The organism is Microbispora hainanensis, from assembly GCF_006874475.1.
Classification (GTDB): Bacteria; Actinomycetota; Actinomycetes; order Streptosporangiales; family Streptosporangiaceae; genus Microbispora; species Microbispora hainanensis.
In genome coordinates this window covers 1-18,808 of sequence record NZ_VIRM01000084.1, presented here as the reverse complement: position 1 = coordinate 18,808, position 18,808 = coordinate 1, and the positions used below count along the sequence as shown (strand labels likewise).

Here is an 18,808-nt window from a genome sequence, read left to right as displayed (position 1 = left end):
CTGCGCCACGCTCGTCATCACGGGATTCCCCCGGGAGGTTGCCTCCGGATGGCTGGAGCCGCTGCTGGCATACCCGGGCCGGCTCGACGTCTCGGTGCACATCGACCCGTTGCCCTCCCTGGTCGCCGCCGACCGGCTCCGTAAGCAGCTCGCCCGCCTGGAATCAGGGCTCCGCTCCGACCAGGAGCACGGGCGGCTCCTGGATCCCGGCACGGAGGCCGCGGCCGAGGATGCCCAGGAGCTGGCGTCGAGGATCGCGCGCGGCCAGGCCAAGCTCTTCCGCGCCGCCATCTACCTGACCGTCCACGCAGGAAGCGAGCAAGAGCTCGACGACGCCTGCGCCCAGGTCCGCGCACTGGCCGCATCGCTGCTCCTGGACGCCCGGCTGGCAACCTTCCGGCAGATGCAGGGCTGGATCAGCAGCCTGCCGTTCGCGTACGACAACGTGGGCACGCGCCGGTCGTTCGACACGCCGGCCCTGGCCGCGGCGTTTCCCTTCACGAGCCCGGACCTCACCGCAGAGCTGGGACCTACGGCGGTGCTGTACGGCGCCAACACCGCCAGCTCGTCCCTGGTCGCCTGGGACCGCTTCGCACAGGACAACCACAACTCGGTGATCCTCGCCCGGTCGGGAGCGGGCAAGTCGTACCTCGCCAAGCTGGAGGCCCTGCGCTCCCTCTACACGGGCGTCGAGGTTGCGGTCATCGATCCCGAGGACGAGTACGCCCGGCTGTGCTCCGCCGTCGGCGGCGCGTACATCCACCTCGGCGCACCCAAGGTGCGGCTGAACCCCTTCGACCTGCCGCCCAGGAGGCAGCGCGACAGCGACCCGCTCACCCGGCGCGCGCTGTTCCTGCACACCCTGATCAGCCTCATGCTCGGCGAGCCGCTGGACAAGGTGAGCAAGGCGGCGCTCGACCGCGCCATCATCGCCGCCTACCGCAGAGCCGGGATCACCTTCGAGCCGCGCACCTGGAACCGCCGCCCGCCGCTCATGCGGGATCTGGTAACCGCGCTTACCAGTGATGTCGATCCCAAGGCCAAGGACCTGGCCGCAGGGCTCGCGCCGTACGTCACAGGGAGCCACCGTCAGCTTTTCGACGGCCCGACCACCACCCCGCCCGACTCCCACCTGATCGTCTTCTCCCTCCGGGACCTGCCGGAGGAGCTGAAGGCGGTCGGGACGCTGCTGACGCTGGACGCCATCTGGCGTCGCGTCTCCGATCCCCACGACCGGCGGCCTCGTCTCGTCGTGGTCGACGAAGCCTGGCTCCTGATGCGGGACCCCGAAGGTGCCCGGTTCCTCCTGCGCATGGCCAAGGCCGCCCGCAAGCACTGGGCCGGGCTAGCGGTGGTCACCCAGGACGCCGGCGACCTCCTCAGCTCGGAGATCGGCCAGGCGATCATCGCCAACTCCACCACTCAGATCCTGCTCAAGCAGGCGCCCCAGGCGATCGACAAGGTCGTCGATGCCTTCCAGCTCTCCGAGGGAGAGCGACAGCTCCTGCTGTCCGCTGAACGCGGGGCCGGCCTGCTCACCGCCGGTGCCGGCGCTCAGCGCGTGCCCCTGCAAGTGATCGCCAGCCAGCGCGAGCACGACCTAGTGACCTCCTCGCCACAGGAGCTGTCCCGCATCGACTACGACGAGGAGAACTACCTGTGATTGAGGACCTCATCACCGACCCGTCCGCCCTCCTGAGCACGGCGTACGCCTGGCTGGAGACGCACGTGTGGCACGTGATCGCCTTCCTCGTCGGCCTGGACGTCGGGCAGCTCCTGCTCGGACAGGCCCTGATGCGTCTCCGCCACCGGCCCTGGTCCCGCGGTGCCCGGTGCGTCGAGATCCTTGCGCCGCCGGTCGCCGACATGCCGGGCGCCGAGGCCCTCTGGGGCAACCTCGTCGGCTTGCTCCGCCCGGCCTGGAAGCGTGTCCTGTTCGGGCAACCGCACCTGGCCTTCGAGTACGTCTTCGGCTCCGGCGGCGTGAGCATCCGGCTCTGGGTGCCTGGGGTCATCCCCCAGCATCTGGTGGAGCACGCCATCGAGGCCGCCTGGCCGTCCGCGCGTACCGAAGTGCGGGAAGCGACGCCGCCCGTACCCCTCGCCGGCCTGTCGTACGGCGGACAGCTGAAGATCGCCCGCACCGAGCGGCTCCCGATCCGGCACGACCACAACACCGATCCGGTCCGGGCGCTCGTCGGTGCAGCCGTCGGCATGCCCGCATGGCAGCACGCCGCTGTGCAGATCCTCATCCGGCCGGCGACCGGCCACCGCCTCAGCAGCACGATCAAGAGCGGCCCTGCGGGGCTGGTGCGGGCCGTTCTCGACCTGCTGACTCCCGGGCCGATGCACCAGCACCTTCACCCGCAGCACCTGCGTCAGTACATGAAGGACCGGGCGGCCCAGCTGGAGGAATCCGCAGAGGCTCGCGCCATCAGGGACAAGGCGCTCCGGCCGCGTTACGTCGTCGCGGTCCGCTACGCCGTACAAGCCGACCTGCCGACCACCGGCGACGAGTCGGCGCTGAAAACGGCGCGGGCAGCCAGACGAAACGCGATCCGAGGGCGCGCGCACGCGATCGCTTCGGCATTCGCCCTCTTCTCCGGGCACAACCGGCTCGAACGGCAACACCTGCCCCTGGCTGCCGCGCAGCTCGCGGGACGGCGACTCGGCAGGGGTTTCCTACTCTCCCTACCGGAGCTTGCGGCACTCGCCCATCTTCCGCTCGACATCGCGGTGCCCGGACTCCAGCGGGCCGGCGCCAACAGCGTCCCGCCTTCACCGCAGATCGCGTACGGCGGGAAGCACGCCAAGGTGCTCGGCCTCTCAGACACCGGGCACGAACGGCCGGTCGCCCTGCGCGTCGCCGACTCCTTCCATCACGTGCACGTCCTCGGGCCGAACGGCACCGGCAAATCGACGCTGCTCGCCCAGATGATCCTCTCCGACATCGAGGCGGGACGTGGGACTGCGGTGATCGAGGCAAAAGGTGACCTGATCAGCGACTTGCTGGGCCTGATTCCCGAGTCCGCCGCCGACAAGGTCGTCCTGATCGATCCCGACGACCGGCACGCCCGACCGTCGCTCAACGTCCTCGGCGGTGCCGAGCTGGACCGAGGCGTGGACAACCTCGTCGGCATCTTCCACAAGATCTACGCCGACTATTGGGGGCCTCGCACCGACGACATCCTGCGCGGCTGCGCTCTGACCCTGGCCTCGTACGGCGGCACTCTGGCTGACGTTCCCACACTGCTCATCGACGCCGAATTCCGGCGCCGTCTCGTGGCCGGCGTGCGCGACCCGCTCCTGCTCGGCTTCTGGCAGTGGTACGAGAGCCTGTCTGACTCCGCCCAAGCTCACGTCACCAGCCCGATCATGAACAAGCTGCGGGCCTTCCTGCTCCGGCCGTTCGTCCGCGATGTCCTCGGCTCTGCACAATCGACCTTCGACGTCGGCGACGTGCTGGACGGCGGGATCCTGCTCGTCCGGCTGCCCAAGGGAGTGCTCGGCGACGACAGCGCCCGACTCCTCGGCTCCATGGTGCTGGCGCAGATCTGGCAGGCCGCGTCCCATCGAGCCAAGCTCGGCGCGCAGCGTTCGCCGGCCGCGCTCTACGTCGACGAGGCGCACAACTTCCTCACGCTGCCGCACGCGCTCAGCGACATGCTCGCGGAGGCCCGGGCGTACCGGCTTTCGCTGGTGATCGCCCATCAGCACCTGGCTCAGCTTCCGCGGGAACTCCGCCAGGCCATCTCCTCCGACGCGCGCAACAAGATCTACTTTTCGCTCTCCCCGGAGGACGCCCGGGAGGTCGAGCACCACTTCACTCCCTACCTGCGTGCACACGACCTCGCCAACCTCGGGGCCTATCAGGCCGCCGCCCGCCTGATGTCGCGGTCCTCAGAGGCGCCTCCCTTCACGCTGCGCACCCGGCCGCTCCCCGAACCCTCTCGCGAGGTCGAGCGCGTCATCAGGGCCGCGGCTGCCAAGGCCCACGGGCGCACCCCGACCACACCTCCCACGATCCGCCGGGACGACCCCCGGCTCCACCACTGAAGGAGAAAGCAGATGTCCACCACCCGATTCACTCCCACGGTCCTGGCCCAGCTCGCTGCCCGGCTCACGTCGCGGGACCGCGAGTTGCTGCGGATGGTCAGAGACCAGCGCGTCCTGACTTCGACACAGATCGCCCAGATCGCCTTCGACACGGACGACGCTGCCCGGAAGCGTCTGCTCGCCCTGAACCACATGGGCGTGCTCGACCGCTTCCGGCCCAACCTGCCGCCGGGCATGGGCACGGCGCCGTACCACTACGTCCTTGGTCCCGCCGGGGCGGCCGTGCTCGCCTCGGAGGACGGCGTGGACCCGAGCGCCTCCGGCTACCGGCGGGAGCGCGTGTTGTCGATCGCCTACAGCCAGCGGCTCGCGCATACCGTCGGGACCAACGGCTTCGGGGCCGAACTGCGGGCCTTCGCGCGCCGCTACGAGGACGCCGAGCTGCTCGACTGGTGGCCAGAGGACCGCTGCACCTCTCTCTGGGGCGACACCGTCCGGCCCGACGCGTACGGCCGATGGCGGCAGGGTGAGCACACCGTTGACTTCTTCCTCGAATACGACACCGGCAGCGAGCCGCTGGACCGCGTCGTGCGGAAGCTCGACGGATATGCGGCCCTGAGCAAGGCCACCCGGGTCATCACCCCTGTCCTCTTCTGGGTGCAGGGCGAGCGGCGCGAGGTGAATCTCCGGCGCAAGCTCGTGCAGCACCCGGCGAACGCCTACGTGCCGATCGCCACCGGCAACCCGTCCGTGCTCGTCGGCCCCGTGGACGACGGTCCCGCAGGAGAGAAGTGGCTGCCCTCGGACGCCGAGGGGCCTCGGCTCCGTCTGGCCAGCCTGGCCCTGCACTGGCCCGGTCTGGGCCCGCGCGCGGCCGCGGCACCGCCTGAGATCCCGCCCCAGGAGGACGACGAGTGATCGCCGAGACCGGGCTGGGGGCCAAGGCTGTGATCGCTGGAGGGAGCATCGTGTCGGGTATCGCGTTGATCGCCGGGATGGCCGGCGGTGCCAAGGTCGCGGCGACCTCTGGCGATACCGCGGCGTTCTGCTCGCACGTCCAGCCGAGAACTACGACGGCAGCGACCGACCTGATCAGTGAGCAGTGGACGAACGCGCGCGTCATCGTGGACACGGCGACTGCCATGGGACTCCCCCGTCGCGCCGCGGTCATCGGGATTGCGACGGCTCTGCATGAGTCCGGCCTGAAGAACGACGTGGTTGGGGACCACGGGACGTCCTTCGGGGTCTTCCAGCAGCGCCCCGTCAGCGGGTGGGGGACCAAGGCCCAGGTGACCGACCCCCGCTATGCAGCACGGGCGTTCTTCTCCCGGTTGGTCAAGGTGCCCAACTGGTCATCGCTGCCGCTCACCAAGGTGGCTGCAATCGTCCAACAGCCTCGGGAGGATCTGCGCGGCGAGTACGCGAAGCACGAACCCCTTGCCGAGAAGATCGTGGACCAGCTGAGGGGACCGCAAAAGGCCAATGGCACGGCTCTGGAGCTTGGCCTCTCGCCGCATGAACTGGAGGACATACGGGTCAGCGTTCAGGCCGCCGCTTCACTCGGGGTTCCCCGCGAGGCACTCGTGGCCGATCTTGCCTCTCGCCTCGGGCAAGGCGACCAGGACCGCACAGGATCAGAGAGGAGGGCTGAGGAGATCCTCAGTGCGGTTCAGCTGGAGCTGTGCGGTCAGCTGACTGAACTCCCTGCCGGTATCGACCTCGGAGCCGGCAGAGGGGTGATAGCCGTACAAGCCGCACTCGGCATGCGCGGAGTTCGGTACTCCTGGGGTGGCGGTGGCCCGAACGGGCCGAGCTACGGCATCGGTCGCGGCGCCGGCACCAAGGGGTTCGACTGCTCGGGACTCGCCGAATACGCCTGGAGCAAGGCTGGCGCCAGCATCGGCGGCCACACCTCGGTCCAGTGGACCTCCGGCGTTCACGTACCGCGGTCTCAGATCAGGGCCGGTGACCTGCTCTTCTTCGCGACGAATCCACGGAATCCGTCGACCATCCACCACGTGGGCATCGCGCTGGACGACACCCGGATGGTCCACGCACCGTCCACCGGCAGCACCGTCCGTGTGGATACCTGGGTCGGAAACCCGTACCGAGAACGGGAGTTCGCCGGAGCCGTCCGCCCTCGCTGACGTCCTCACCTATCTCGATCTGGGCTGACGGCCCCTCACAAGTGCCCTCTCACGGCATCAGCGTTCAGCCCGCATCACCACCACGTCACTGCTGAGTCCGTACCCCAACACGGCCCGGCAGTGGTCGCCCATTCCCTCAAACACCAATTCGGAGGTTACTCATGTCCAAATTCTTCACCCTCGTGGCCGCTCTGTTCGCCGTTGTCACCCTGGCCTCCCCTGCCGCTGCCGACAGCCCCGGCTGGAGCGACGGCGACAACCGGTACGGCTACGTCCAGGTAAGCGCCGACCGCAAGCACATCAAGGTCTGCGACAACTACGCCGACAAGACGTCCGTCTACGTCGAGTACGCCACTACCTACCTGCTCAAGCACACGGTGAAGGACGAGAAGGGCGGAGACTTCGAGTGCGGGGAGGACAGCGTCTTCTTCGGGACGATCACCGTCTTCAAGATCTGCTTCCGGCACAACCACGTCAGCCGCGAGTGCAAGAACCCCGTCTGGATCAAGCGGTAGCTCAGGCAGCCTCTGCAGGACAGCTCCGTGGCTGAACCCTTGTAGCAGGTGAGCAAGGAATGGACCGGCGAGGAGGAGCAACTCCAGGAGAGCGGCTCCAAATTGGCGACCTCGCCGGTCCGTCGGTTGAAAACTCTCAGAGAGTCCTCGCCCGCCATCGTACGTCCACGATCTATCCGCTATATCTCGGAGGAACCACCCTCATCGTGATCACTCCGCCGAAGGACGCCGTACGTCCTCTGCCCATCGACCTCATCGAGAGCCCCACCGGCCTGCTCTACCTGATCCCGTATGCCCCGCTCACCCTCGGTGACTGCGAGGCGCTGTCCGCGATCCTCGCCGCCCGAGTTACTGCGATGCGCCAGCCACGGTCACAGATCCCGCAGAATAGGCCGCTCGAGGAGTGAAGGGGGTCAGCAGAGGCTGCACTGCTACACCGCCTGTTTACGCGTAAGCTTGTGCCGACCGCTCTCGCCGTTTTCTTGGTCGATTTCAGTGAGGTAGGTCGGGGGCCGGTCCGTTTACGGGCCGGCCTTCTTCGTGGAGTGTTGCTGGGCTCCGGGTACCGAGTCGCACCCTCCGCCCGCCGGCAGGGACACCTGCTGAAGGACCGTTGGGGCATGTATGCGGTCCGGGTGCAGCTGGAGCGACCCGCTTTACCCAGACTTGGGAGGCCGATCCCGCTTTCTTGGTGGTGTCTCCGTCGCGCCAGCAGCGACCAGGGTAATCCGCCCTGGGCATCGTGCTGCTCGCCGCGAGCAAGCCGACCATCAGGACTCGCCCGCGTCCATGCCGAGGCACTGCAGAGATGGCTGTAATAGATCACAGACATGGTGCCATTCGCGGTCACGGAATCCCACGACGGCCAGGCTTCGTGTCCGGATGACGAGGACCAACATCGGGATGTACCGTCGGGCACATGAGTGATCAGCACGTGGCCAGGCAAGCAGCCAGCTCGTCGCCTGAGAGCGGTGTTCTGGTCCCTCCACCGGCGATTCCGCACGCCACGGAGATTCTGCTGGAGGTCGGTGAACCAAAGATCCTTCAGTTTGCCCGCAAGCCACAGATCGCGGCCATCGCCGAACTCGTCTGGAACGCCCTGGATGCCAATGCGACATCGGTGAGAGTGGAACTCCGCCGTGCTGCCGCAGGAGCTATCGACGAGATCGTAGTGGTAGATAACGGTCACGGAATCACCCCTGAACAAGCTAGGCAATCCTTCCGAGAGTACGGAGCAACATGGAAGTCGCGCAGAACGCACACTGAGGGAGGCCTGAGGATTCTGCACGGACGGATGGGCGAGGGACGCCTGTACGTCTTCGCGCTTGGTACGGAGTTCAGCTGGGAAAGCGTAGCTCTCGTTGATGGCCAGCCAATCTTGACACGGATCACCGCTGACGTTAACCACGCTACGAAATGGCATATCGATGAGCCGGTTGCAACCACCGCTTCGCCTGGGACAACGGTACGTATATACGTGCCGGATGACAAGCGACTGCGTCCGCTGGAGGCCGGTGATGCTGCGGCTAATCTAACAGCGAAGCTTGCTTTCTATTTAAAGGCTTACCCAGAGACCGTGGTTGAGTTCGACGGAACTCGACTCGACCCGGACCAAATTATTGAAGCCTCGCGTGACTTGGAGCTCGAACTTCCCGAGGAGTATGCACAGGACAACCCTCCCCCCTTCGTAACATTCGTAGAGTGGAAAGAGCGGATGAGCGATAGGAAGATGCTCATCTGCAACTCTGACGGAATCGCCTTGGCTGAGTATGGCGATGATTGGTCAGATAGCGTGGTTAGCTTCACGCCCTACCTTCGCTCGAACCGGTTCAACGATCTACCGGTGGCAGAGCTGCACATGCTGACCATGACCCACAGCGCTCTCATCGATTCTGCAGAGAAGGCGGTACGGAACTACCTTCGCGAACGTAGTTCTGAGATTTCCGCTCAAGTAATCCGGCAACTCAAAGAAGAAGGGATATATCCCTACAGTAGTGATCGACCAAGCGCCACTGAGCTGGTTGAGCGCCAAACTTTCGATGTCGTGGTGACCGTCGCGCGAAATGCTCTACCTCAGCGCGGTGCTGCCAGGAAACTTTCCGTTAATCTTATTCGTTCAGCTCTAGAAAGTAGCCCTGGCGATCTCCAGGAGATCCTCGACAGTGTCCTGTCGCTAAGTAACGAAGACCGTGCCAATCTGGCTCGACTTCTCGTCCGCACCGAGCTGTCCGACGTCATTGGAGCAGCAGCAACTGTGACGAACCGCCTCGACTTTATTAGCGGCCTTCGTAGGATCTTCGCTGACGACCGCTTGCGTGCGGAGTTTAGAGAAGTCGATCAACTTCATCCGATGATCGCTCAGAATCTATGGCTCTTCGGTGAAGAGTGGACTCTTGCTCGCCCCGAGGTCGGGCTCACCGCAGTTCTTAGCGCGCACCTCAGCCTCCTGGGTGAGGACGCAGTTCTTGAGAACGGGCTAGACGCTGTCCTGCGCGACGATGGCCGCAGCGGCAGAGTTGACATCGTGCTATTTCGCGGAATTGGCGACGAGCGCTCAAGCGAGCGCCTCATCATCGAACTGAAGCGGCCTTCTGTTATTGTTGGGCGCGAAGAAGTGGAGCAAGTTAAATCGTACGCCCGCGCCATCGTCGATAATCCTCAATATCGAGGCGCAGAATGTAAGTGGCGGTTCTATCTGGTTACTTATGAGTTCGATAACAGAATTCTCCGTGACATTCGGCAACAGGGTAAACCACCTGGCCTTGCTGATGACCAGCCTGAGTATGAAGTTTGGGTTAAGAGCTGGGGAGAGATACTCGACGCCGCAGAACGCAAGCTCTCATTCTTCCGCCGGCAGCTCAACTATGAGGCCACGGACGAGCGTGTGATCCAGCACCTGCTGGCGACCTACGAACGCTATATTCCCGAGTCGATTCGCCCGTCCGCGCCTCTACCGCCACCGGCAGCGGCGCCAGCTGCGGGATCGTCCGGGGACGACTGATTTGTCCGATCCTAGTTTCGGCCAATCCCGTTCACCTATCGGTCTCAGCGCAGGCTAGGTTTAGCTGTGCTGGTCCTTCGATAGGAGCGTGGCGTCGCTAGTTAGTCTGCTAAAACCGCGGATCGTCCGACTCATCCTCAAGGTACGCCTTCAGGAGTGTGAATCCTGGCATCGTCTCGTGCGGGCGGACGCCTACTGTGAACACTTCTGGATCGTCGAAGACGGGTTCCCCGCTGGGGCGTCGGGCGTAGGGGACGCGGCCGTAGTCGACGCCGTCGTCCTTGTCGCAACTCATCCAGGTGATAGCTTCCTGCTCGTCTTCGCGCAGGGGATGATTCGACACAGCGCGCATGGCCACAGTGCTCGGCGGGATGAAGACCCACACTTGCGGTACGGCGAGCACCCACCGCGTCGCGCCGATCTCGTGGGCCTTGGCGGCGGCTCGCGTTTCAAAGGCGGCGGCAGTCGCCTCGTCGCGCAGATAGTCATAGTCGCTGAGCACGAGCCTGCGGCTTCCGTCCAGGATGACGATGGCGGGGCAGTCGCGGGCGACGATGCTCTTTTCCAGCCGAGAGACAACGTCGTCGAGCAGGGCCGCTGTCTTGTCGTTCATCTCGCCCTCCCGAGCAGTCGCCACCTCTGATCCTGCCCGATGAGGTCTCGCTCGGATGCGCAATACCTCGTACGGCCCGCACGAGAGTCGGCGGGCCGTACGAGGTGAGCGGTCAGGCGGCGGAGGACAGGACGGGACGGTGGAGCACCTTCTCCAACATCCGGCTCGTCTCGCGGTCGAGGTCGTCGACGCCACCGGTGACCGTTCGAAGCGCATTGCGCTCTGCGCGAGAGGCACCGCGGACGGTCTGCTCGTGGTGCACGAAGGTGTTGACGGCCTGCATGACACCCCAGCCCGAGCCGGCCCAGGGCGAGACCCGGTCGTCGTAGCGCCACATGCGGTCGAGCGCCTGGCGCTTGTTCTCGGCGAGGCTTCGGGACCGGCTACGCTCGTCCGGCACGGGCGCGAACTCATCCAGGAAGGCAGCCCACTGGCGATCGCTCACGCTCGTCTCACAAAACCGCTTGACCTGCTCGGCGAAGTCGTCAGCGACCTGGTGGACGATGTTGAGCGCGTCCCGTGCCTCGTTCAAGCGCAGCTTGGAGTGCTTCGAATGCTTGATTTTCACCTGCTGACCGCGCTCGGCGAGGCCGGCGGCCATCGTGATGCCCCTATGTTCGTCAAGCGGCTTGCGTGAGTTCGGCCGCATCAGGTTGTGGTCGAACGAGGTGGTAGACCTCGCGGGCGACGTAGTACTTGAGGCATCGGATGATCTCGCGTCGGGTTTTGCCCTGGCTGGTGCGTCGTTCCAGGTAGTCGCGAGTGGGGTCGTGCCGGCGCAGGCGGGTCAGCACGATCCGATACAGGGCGGCGTTGGCCTGCCGATCGCCGCCGCGGTTGAGCCGCAGCCGCTGTGTCTTCCCCGAGGACGCTTGCACCGGGCTCACGCCGCAGAGCGCCGCGAACGACGCCTGGCTACGGACCCGCTCAGGGTTGTCGCCCATCGTGATGAGCAACGTGGCGGCGCTGTCGGGGCCGATGCCGGGGCGCTCCAGCAGCTGTGGGGTGTGCTCGAGCACTGCCGCGCGCAGCTGCTTTTCCAACTCGTAGGCTTCCGCGCTCAGTTGCCGGATACGACGGGCCAGCAGCCGCAACGTGTGGACCGCCGCAGCGAAGGCGGGTGTGCTGGCCGGGGAGGGGTCGGGCAGCTCAGCGCACGTGCGGATCAGCGTTTTGGTGCCCAGGCCGGCCAGCGACTCGCGCAGGGCGGGGTCGGCGTTGACCAAGACGGCTTTGAGCTGGTTGATGGCCTGGCTGCGGGACTTGACGGCTGAATCCCTGGCCAGCTTGTAGATGCGCATCGCCTCGACGTGCCCGTCACCGGCCTTGGGCACCGCGGTGGCCTGAGCGGACAGCACCGCGCGAGCGGCGGCCTCGGCGTCGACCGCATCGGTCTTGCCACGGCGGCGACGCAGGGCCTTGTTCGGCTGATGGACTTCGACGACCTGCACGCTTTCGCCGCGCATGTACCGGGTCAGTGCGGCGCCGAACGAGCCGGTGCCCTCCACGCCGGCACGCGCTACCTGCCCGAACGTGCGCGCCCATGCCAGCAGCCGTCGGTAGCCGTCTGCCGTCGCCGGGAAGGACCGCGCGTCCAGCAGGGTGCCGAGGTGGTCCAGCACCGCTGCCACGTGCACGTCCCTGTGTGTGTCGACGCCCAGGACCACTGTCGGGGTGTTTTGGGGATCGGCGTGGTCGGGCTGTGCAGGGTGCGTGGTAGTGGCCACCGGTCTCGCTCCTGGTCATCGCATGGGCTGGGGGTAGCACCGGGCCGATGGGAGCGGTCAGAACTGTGACGGTGCCGGCTTCGGCCAAGGCCCCTATTGGGACACGTCCCGTCGGCCGCAGTACCGCAAGCACCACCTCAGACCAGGTCGACAGATCACTATCAGGGCACCACGGCCAGTTGTCACACGGGTCAGACCGGATCCGAGGCGGTGCACCATGATTCTCACAGTTATCGCACACCACGTTTGTGACGACTCTCTTGAACGTGGTGGCCAGCGAGCCGTCGAATGAGGTCGCCCCGATGAGGTGCGGCCGGAACTTGACGCCTTCGGGAGTGGTGATGTTCTCCGGTACCTCCACCGAGACCCAGGCGACCGCCCCGCCCTTGAGCAGCCCGGCCGAGCCGATGGACAGATCGTCGTCCAGAAGCCGGGAGATGGTGTTGACCAGCCACTCGACGTACGGGTGTGGCTCGTAGGCGTCGGAGAAGATGCCCATGACGTGACCGGTGTCGCTGCGGACGATGGCCTGCCGTTCGGGGACGGCGGCCAGACCGCCGGTGACGGGGTCTTCCACGTAGATCGGCCGGGATAGGGCGTCCCAGCCGAACAGGCGACGTTTGGCGTCGTTGACGGGGATCGGCCCTGGGTAGTGGTTGGGCTCCTCGCCCTGCATGCTTGCGCGGTAGTGCCAGGCGGTGCCGCGTTTGTCGGTGTAGCCGATCAGAGCGTTGGCGTTCAGCCACTCCAGCGTCTCCTTGGACATGTTCTTTCTCCGTTCGGTGCGCATGAGAAGGGCGGCAGTGCGCCAGTCCGCTTTGGTGGTTAGCTGGCGCGGTGATGTACGGCGTCGGCGATGCGTTCCGTGAGTTCGCGGTCGGCCGCGTGGATTTGGATCGTGGTGGCGGCGCCGCCGTGGACGGTGAAGGTGCCGGAAGTGGCGCCCAGCCGCCACCGAATGACGGTCGCGCGCTCGTTCTCGCTGAGCGTCGCGTCGGGCAGCAACTCGGCGATGGCCTCGACGAGTTCGGCTCGGGTGCCGTCTTGAGCGGCGCGGGCGGCGAGGCGTTCGCGGCAGGTCGCCAGGTTGTGCCGGTAGCCGGGCAGGAGGCGCCGCTCGATTCTCTTGGCGATGGATGCAGCACCTCGGGCTGCGGTGACGGTGATCTCGTGTCGCTTCTGATCAGGCAGGACGCTTCTGCTTCCGTCGGGATAGACGCCGAGCACCCTGATGCGGCCCCTCTGGCTCCACAGTGGGTGGACGACGAGCCGGGCGCCGGCGGGGCCTATCAGGTAGGCCGGGTGTCCGGCCCGGATCAGCGTTGTGAAGCCGTCGAGGTGTTCCGCGACTTCGATCACCAATTCCTCGACGTCCCATGTGTTCATGGGCAGGCTCCTTTCAAGACATTGGATTAGTTCAAGCGGTATCTCACCCGCGAAAATGAGCGCAGTAAATCAACCGGCGGGCACGCCGCTGCCGCGATTTCGGCTTACATCTGAATGTGGTTGGCGGCGTGGCCCGAACGTCCGCCACCCGCGCTGATCTGCATCGACGGTGCAGGCGCAACGAATATGGCGAGTGCTTTGTCACACTGGACAGCGCCCGTCGAGCTGGAATCTGAGCGGCTTTTACGGCTGCTCTTCGTTGCGCATACGCACTTGCTCGGCGCGGAATCGGTAGATGTCCCGGCCCGGTTTGGCGCACTTCTGGCAGCGGCAGCCGTACCTGTGGATGTCACTGATGTGGAAGAGCTGGATGCGGTCCTGCCACGGTGTGGGGTAGAGCGACTCGTCCAGTTCCACATGCGCGCTTCTCGTTGACCTTGGTCACGGTGCCCGGGTAGTAGAAGGGCGATTGGTAGGACTCGGTCCACCATGGCCGTACCGGGATGTGGAAGGAGGGGCGGACCAGGACGCGGTCACCGGGCTCCATCGTCGTCTGCCCCCTTCCACAGCTCAAGGGCGCCCGCCGCGTCGTCGAACTGCGGACGGTCGGCGCCGCGTAGGTCGGCCAGTGTCCAGGCCACGCGCAGCAGCCGGGGCAGCCCGTCGGCCGTCACGAGCCCGGTGTTGACCGCCGATCGGAGCAGCTCGGCGGCCTCCGACGCGACGGGAAAGCGCGTGTGCAGGTCCGGTGCGGGTATCTCGGCGTTGGTCCGCCACGGTGTTTCGGCCAGCCGGTGAGCCGCCCGCACTCTCGCTGCGAGCACCCGCGCGGCCACCGTCGCACTCGGCTCACCCGCCCGCGCCGCGCGATCCCCCCACTTGACAGGTGCACGTACGGCGACACGTGACAGGAGCAGGGCGAGGCGTGCCCGGTAGCGGCGCCTGACCTCCGGTGTGCAGGCGCACCGGCGCCGTTCGAGGCATGGGCATGGGCGGGCGTCGAGAACCAGGGTGAACCGCCCCGGGTAGCGGACGCTGCGGCCCTGCCCCGAGAGGTGGACCTGTCCGCTGTCCATTGGCCGGCACAGGCCGTCCAGGACCGGGCGGGCGAACTCCGGCGCATCGGCCAGGTGCAGTACGCCGCGGTGGGCGAGCGAGAGCGCACCGGGGCGGTTGCCCGCCACGCTGCCGAAGATGGCCGCAGGAGTCTCCGAATGGTGCGGCGCGGACAGCGGAGGCGTGATCCCCTGCGCCCTGTGGGAGCGTCCGGCCAACGAGTAGATCTCGGCGACCTCCCGGGCGGCCTCGTCGGTAAGCGGCGGCATGATGCCCGGAAGGCGTTCGGCGAGCATCGTGACCGGGCCGTCGCCGGACAGGAACAGGTGGTGCCCGCCCGCCGCGCAGACCTCCAACGCGCGGCGGGCCGCCTGGTTGCCGGGCACTTCGGCTAGGTCGACGGCGAATGACGATGACGGCGCAGGTTCCGGCTCCTGGCAGTGATGGTCGCGGAATGCCCCGTGGCGGAGCTGGTCGAGCACGTCGGCCAGCCGGGTTACGGGCATCACCACGGCGCCGGGCACCTGCGCCGCCTCCGGCGCGCATTCCGCGGGGACGACGACTCTGCTGATTCCTGCCCGGACAGCGGCAGCCACCATCGGCAGGACGCCTCTGATGGGGCGTATCTGGCCGTCCAGCGCCAGTTCGCCGAGGAACACCCGCCCGGCGATCCGTTCGGGCGGGATGACACCGGCGGCGGCCAGCAGCGCTACAGCCAGCGCGAGATCAGCCGCCGCGTCGTAAACCGGGATCACCGGTGACACACTCACCGTGATCCGCGCGTCCAGCCAGGACGTTCCGCTGTTGAGGATCGCGGCCCGGATTCTCGTGCGGGCAGGCCAGACCGATAGCTCCGGCAGGCCGACCAGATGCAACTCGGCGTCGCCGGGTGCGGCATCGGCCTCGACGTCGATCACATGAGCGGTGAGGCCGGTCAGGGCGGCCGACCGGGTTGAGGCGTAGCCCATGTCTCACCAGCCCTCCGGCAGCACCGGGTGGGTCCCCTCGGGGCGCTGGGCGGCCTTGTCGGCGATCTCGTCGGCCATGCCCGCGCAGTCCATCCCGGCGGCCGCCTCCGGGGGCAGCCCGCAATCTAGGGCGGTGCGGATCAGGCCCGCCAGGCTGTAGCGGGGATCGACCGACAGCGCCCGCTCCACGGCGACGCGCGCCAGCGGCCCATCTCCGGTCCGCAGTGCGAGGAACGCCAGCAGCGCGGCGGGAGGGGCGGCGAAGTCCGGTTCCACCCTGCGGGTGAGTTGGGTCCACAGCCTGATGTGGGTGTCGTCGTCGTATCGGCCGATCAAGGTCATGGCCGCGTCACGGACGAAGATCGCACTCAGCCGCACGCCGAGCCAGGCGACCTCATCGGCGGACAGCTCCTGCCCGGCCTGCGTACGGTCCAGCGCGGCGGCGACCTGAGCAAGGCCCTCCCGATACCAGTCGTGATCGTCCCCAGCGGCCAGCAGGCTGCGCGCCTCGGCGCAGGCGTCGCGTGTGGTGACTCGCACCTGTTCCCGGTCCTGTTCGCCGGCAGGGGCGAGCATGGCCGAGAGTGCCGCGCGGTCGGGCCGGGCGACGTACCCGGCGAACACCGCCGCCGCGGCGGCCGGGTTGGTCCCCGCGTCGTACGGCACGCCGTCGGGTGAGCAGCAGTCGGGATCAGGGCACGTGTACGACCAGTAGCGGCCGTCCTCGATCCGTAGCGCGTCGATTGTGTCGATCCCCGCCTCGGACAGTGCGCCGCGTACCGCATCGATCACGGGTGTGACGTGCCAGCCGGGCCCGTACCCGATCAGCATCGCCCGTTCGGTCCCGTTGCGGGTGAGCAGGTCGGCGAAGCGCTGGGCCAGGTCGGGCGTGTCCTCCGAGCGGTCCGGCAGGTCGAAACGCGCGCTGAACTGCAACCCCCGTGCCGTGGCCTGAGGGTCGGCGGTGGGTTCGAACGCCATCGCGACGATGCTGCGCTGGGGATGGAAGCCCAGCATGTAGGGCACGATCGCGATGAAGTCCGCCGGACGGCTCAGCCGTACCGTGTGATCCAGACCAGAGGTCATAAGCTCCTCCTGAAATGAAGAAACCCCCGGCGCGGTCAGCCGAGGGCGATGGAATGAAGACGGTCAGGGTCAGCAGCGTTCGATGCGGACGCCGCCGCGTGGTCCAAGGAAGATCCGCCGATCGGGGTAGTCGAGCCCGTCGGCGGAGCCGTACAGCGTGATCTCGCAGTCGTCCCCCACGCACGGGGTGAGGACGTCGGCGGCCTCGCGGCGGGTGAAGGCGAAGTGCGAGCGCTGCCAGTAGCCGTACCGGTGCCGATCGGCCAGCTTGCGCCGGGCCTCGGCCAGGGAAGCAAACTCCTCCAGGTCACCCGGCTGTGGTGGGCCGTACCCGTTGCCGCCGTGCCGGAGCCCGAACCAACGTCCCATGATCGTGTCCCCCCTTTCAGGTGCGGGATGGGCAGCCGGGCGAGGCGTGGTCGCCGCCGCAGTAGCCGCACCACTCGTCCATGGCGTAGATCGACAGCTCTTCGGCGTACCGGTCGCGCCATTCCAGCTGAGCCCTGGTGTAGGAGTCGAAATAGTCGGCGTCGGTGTCGCCCGGTCGCAGGGTGAGGTAGTGCAGGACCGTCCGGGCCGCGCTGGCCAGCTCATCAGGCGTCAGAACCGCGCCGACGCCCGAGCAGATGTCGGACCCGCTGAAGATGGTCCGGCGGCGCCGAGACAGCCGGTAGCGCCAGCGGATTCGACCCTCATCGGTCCGCCCGGCAGCCTCCACTTCCAACAGGTGGTCCGCGTCGATCTGCCACGCGGGCACCAGCCGGGAGCTGATGATCCACCCGGGTGGCAGGGGCAGGGCATGCGTCATCGCCATGGCGACTCCAAAGGTTTTGGTCAGATGGAAGGCGGCCGTCAGCACCGGCGACGGCGGGCCAGGTGATGCGGTCGTACGGTCGCGCTGACCGCGTGGATCTCGCAGTCCCGCAAATCCAGGGCATCGACGAAGCAGCGTGAGCAGCGAATCAACCGCACACGCGTCCCCGATGCCCGGTTGGTGTGCGTGGCGTCGATCCACAGATGAGTCTTGACCAGGCAGCCGTAACAGGTGATCACCTCAGCGGCCTTGGGCATCGGCGTGAGCGCCACCGTCACCACGTACTCACGCGTGCCGCCGGGATCGGCGGCGGGCACCAGAGTCGCGGTGTCCGGGCGGACCTCACCCAATACGGCCACGCGCATCACGCGGCCCCCGCTGCAAACCGTCAGGTCTCCCACGGCCCAGCCCGGCGGGCCGGCAGACCTCACCTCCATACGATCACCCCTTTTGTGCTGTTGCCGGGCAGGGCCGTGAGCCGGGATGGCGGGAACGCTGAGAACGGTGGCTTTCCGTGCGTCGCAGCCCGGAATGTGCCCGGTGCTCTCGCGGCGCGAATTGCTCTCACTTAAATACGGTGGCCGGAACGGCCCGACCGCCCGTGCGCGGCAACATTTCCGCAGCATTGCCGCACACGCCGCACCGACAGCCCGACCATTCCGGCCGTCGCCCATTCTTTGGTACAGCTACGCAAACCGTAGAACGGGCGCGAGAGCGAACGCCGGGCCGAACGCGTCAGACGCGCTCCGGCGGATTTCGCTCTCACTTAAATACGGGTCCTGTGACCTCTCGACCGTCCGCCGTCCCCGAGATTCTTTATCTGAGTGCGACCGGTGGGGACGTCGCATTGCGCCGATAACCAAAGGGCTCCGGAGTGGTCCTCCGGAGCCCTGTACTGATCTTTAATTCGTGATGTCGACTCCTGCCCTTATTGCCAGGCCGGTCGGTGGGAGGCATCCGTCGATGAGGTGGGGTCGGTACTGGATCTTCTTCATGGCCCGTTTGATGACGCGGACGAGCTGGGGTAGGTCGGCGGCGGCGAGGTTGGCCAAGGGGCCGCGTTTAAGCAGGGACCAGATGCCTTCGGTGGGGTTGAGGTCGGGGGCGTAGGTGGGGAACTGGACGATGGTGAGCCAGTCGGCGTGCTCGGCGGCGAAGGTTTTCATCCCGGGCACCAGGTGCAGGTTGAGGTTGTCCCAGACCAGCACGATCGGGGCTTTGAGCTGGGCGTGGGCATGAAGGATCAGGTCGCGGTAGTCCATCCAGCCGAAGGTCTTGGGCTCGCCCTTGCGGCCGCGGTAGACGTGCAGGCGGTAGATCAGCCGGGAGCGTTCGCCGGGTTTGTAGCAGACCAGGGCGGCGATGTTCACCCGTCCGCTGCCGCGCCCGCGGACGTGTACCACCGGCGTGTGCCCGCGCCGGCCCCAGGTACGAGCGAC

18 protein-coding genes and 1 pseudogene are annotated in these 18,808 nt (G+C 66.9%); 7 read left to right on the top strand and 12 right to left on the bottom strand.

Annotation, left to right across the window (positions count from 1 at the left end; translation table 11 throughout):
* The 7 genes from FLX08_RS38305 to FLX08_RS38275 form a co-directional block, all read left to right on the top strand.
* On the top strand, positions 1 to 1,663 hold a 1,663-nt coding region (locus tag FLX08_RS38305), incomplete at its 5' end, for a VirB4 family type IV secretion system protein (RefSeq protein ID WP_142625161.1).
* Positions 1,660 to 4,056, top strand: coding sequence for a type IV secretory system conjugative DNA transfer family protein (locus FLX08_RS38300; RefSeq protein ID WP_142625160.1), 2,397 nt, complete (start codon positions 1,660 to 1,662; stop codon positions 4,054 to 4,056). The genes FLX08_RS38305 and FLX08_RS38300, both read left to right, overlap by 4 nt.
* 12 nt (positions 4,057 to 4,068) lie before the next feature.
* Positions 4,069 to 4,974 (top strand): replication-relaxation family protein, encoded by a 906-nt coding sequence (locus FLX08_RS38295; protein ID WP_142625159.1) that lies wholly within the window; start codon positions 4,069 to 4,071, stop codon positions 4,972 to 4,974.
* Complete coding sequence (locus tag FLX08_RS38290) at positions 4,971 to 6,203, top strand: C40 family peptidase (RefSeq protein WP_142625158.1); 1,233 nt, start codon at positions 4,971 to 4,973, stop codon at positions 6,201 to 6,203. Before FLX08_RS38295 ends, FLX08_RS38290 begins: the two co-directional genes overlap by 4 nt.
* A 161-nt stretch (positions 6,204 to 6,364) precedes the next feature.
* Entirely contained in the window at positions 6,365 to 6,718 is a 354-nt protein-coding gene (locus FLX08_RS38285) for a hypothetical protein (protein WP_142625157.1), read from the top strand.
* Between the two features lie 206 nt (positions 6,719 to 6,924).
* Entirely contained in the window at positions 6,925 to 7,125 is a 201-nt protein-coding gene (locus tag FLX08_RS38280) for a hypothetical protein (RefSeq protein ID WP_142625156.1), read from the top strand.
* Between the two features lie 512 nt (positions 7,126 to 7,637).
* Positions 7,638 to 9,719: an ATP-binding protein gene (locus FLX08_RS38275; RefSeq protein ID WP_142625155.1), complete on the top strand. Its 2,082-nt coding sequence runs from the start codon at positions 7,638 to 7,640 to the stop codon at positions 9,717 to 9,719.
* Between the two features lie 109 nt (positions 9,720 to 9,828).
* Here FLX08_RS38275 and FLX08_RS38270 read toward each other — a convergent pair whose 3' ends face one another.
* The 12 genes and pseudogenes from FLX08_RS38270 to FLX08_RS38220 all read right to left on the bottom strand — a co-directional run.
* The gene (locus FLX08_RS38270; protein ID WP_142625154.1) at positions 9,829 to 10,332 is read right to left on the bottom strand and encodes a hypothetical protein; all 504 of its coding nucleotides are present in this window, start codon (positions 10,330 to 10,332) and stop codon (positions 9,829 to 9,831) included.
* Between the two features lie 112 nt (positions 10,333 to 10,444).
* The gene (locus FLX08_RS38265; protein WP_208761938.1) at positions 10,445 to 10,933 is read right to left on the bottom strand and encodes a DUF932 domain-containing protein; all 489 of its coding nucleotides are present in this window, start codon (positions 10,931 to 10,933) and stop codon (positions 10,445 to 10,447) included.
* Positions 10,934 to 10,952: 19 nt separating this feature from the next.
* Positions 10,953 to 11,999 (bottom strand): IS110 family RNA-guided transposase, encoded by a 1,047-nt coding sequence (locus tag FLX08_RS38260; RefSeq protein WP_280117158.1) that lies wholly within the window; start codon positions 11,997 to 11,999, stop codon positions 10,953 to 10,955.
* Positions 12,000 to 12,288: 289 nt separating this feature from the next.
* Positions 12,289 to 12,825 (bottom strand): annotated as a pseudogene (locus FLX08_RS43555) (DUF932 domain-containing protein); the annotation flags it as partial.
* Positions 12,826 to 12,884: 59 nt separating this feature from the next.
* A complete protein-coding gene (locus tag FLX08_RS38250; RefSeq protein WP_142625151.1) occupies positions 12,885 to 13,445 on the bottom strand; it encodes a hypothetical protein in 561 nt (186 codons plus the stop codon).
* A 243-nt stretch (positions 13,446 to 13,688) separates the two neighbouring features.
* Positions 13,689 to 13,862, bottom strand: coding sequence for a hypothetical protein (locus FLX08_RS41045; RefSeq protein WP_167530742.1), 174 nt, complete (start codon positions 13,860 to 13,862; stop codon positions 13,689 to 13,691).
* Between the two features lie 116 nt (positions 13,863 to 13,978).
* Positions 13,979 to 15,469, bottom strand: a complete 1,491-nt coding sequence (locus tag FLX08_RS38245) for a YifB family Mg chelatase-like AAA ATPase (RefSeq protein WP_142625150.1) — start codon at positions 15,467 to 15,469, stop codon at positions 13,979 to 13,981.
* A 3-nt stretch (positions 15,470 to 15,472) separates the two neighbouring features.
* On the bottom strand, positions 15,473 to 16,555 hold the full coding sequence (locus FLX08_RS38240; RefSeq protein ID WP_142625149.1) for a DUF4192 domain-containing protein: 1,083 nt from the start codon (positions 16,553 to 16,555) through the stop codon (positions 15,473 to 15,475).
* A 69-nt stretch (positions 16,556 to 16,624) separates the two neighbouring features.
* Positions 16,625 to 16,924 (bottom strand): hypothetical protein, encoded by a 300-nt coding sequence (locus tag FLX08_RS38235; RefSeq protein ID WP_142625148.1) that lies wholly within the window; start codon positions 16,922 to 16,924, stop codon positions 16,625 to 16,627.
* Between the two features lie 16 nt (positions 16,925 to 16,940).
* Positions 16,941 to 17,369 (bottom strand): hypothetical protein, encoded by a 429-nt coding sequence (locus FLX08_RS38230; protein ID WP_142625147.1) that lies wholly within the window; start codon positions 17,367 to 17,369, stop codon positions 16,941 to 16,943.
* A gap of 38 nt (positions 17,370 to 17,407) precedes the next feature.
* Entirely contained in the window at positions 17,408 to 17,737 is a 330-nt protein-coding gene (locus FLX08_RS38225) for a hypothetical protein (RefSeq protein ID WP_142625146.1), read from the bottom strand.
* Positions 17,738 to 18,271: 534 nt separating this feature from the next.
* The coding region (locus FLX08_RS38220; protein WP_208761937.1) for a transposase at positions 18,272 to 18,808 on the bottom strand (537 nt) is incomplete at its 5' end.

Excerpts from the sequence above, each read along its gene's own strand:
- FLX08_RS38295 (WP_142625159.1), top strand. The coding sequence starts at position 4,069 with ATGTCCACCACCCGATTCACTCCCACGGTCCTGGCCCAGCTCGCTGCC.
- FLX08_RS38285 (WP_142625157.1), top strand. The coding sequence starts at position 6,365 with ATGTCCAAATTCTTCACCCTCGTGGCCGCTCTGTTCGCCGTTGTCACC.
- FLX08_RS38275 (WP_142625155.1), top strand. The coding sequence starts at position 7,638 with ATGAGTGATCAGCACGTGGCCAGGCAAGCAGCCAGCTCGTCGCCTGAG.
- FLX08_RS38270 (WP_142625154.1), bottom strand. The coding sequence starts at position 10,332 with ATGAACGACAAGACAGCGGCCCTGCTCGACGACGTTGTCTCTCGGCTG.
- FLX08_RS38265 (WP_208761938.1), bottom strand. The coding sequence starts at position 10,933 with ATGGCCGCCGGCCTCGCCGAGCGCGGTCAGCAGGTGAAAATCAAGCAT.
- FLX08_RS38250 (WP_142625151.1), bottom strand. The coding sequence starts at position 13,445 with ATGAACACATGGGACGTCGAGGAATTGGTGATCGAAGTCGCGGAACAC.
- FLX08_RS38245 (WP_142625150.1), bottom strand. The coding sequence starts at position 15,469 with ATGGGCTACGCCTCAACCCGGTCGGCCGCCCTGACCGGCCTCACCGCT.
- FLX08_RS38240 (WP_142625149.1), bottom strand. The coding sequence starts at position 16,555 with ATGACCTCTGGTCTGGATCACACGGTACGGCTGAGCCGTCCGGCGGAC.
- FLX08_RS38235 (WP_142625148.1), bottom strand. The coding sequence starts at position 16,924 with ATGGGACGTTGGTTCGGGCTCCGGCACGGCGGCAACGGGTACGGCCCA.
- FLX08_RS38230 (WP_142625147.1), bottom strand. The coding sequence starts at position 17,369 with ATGGCGATGACGCATGCCCTGCCCCTGCCACCCGGGTGGATCATCAGC.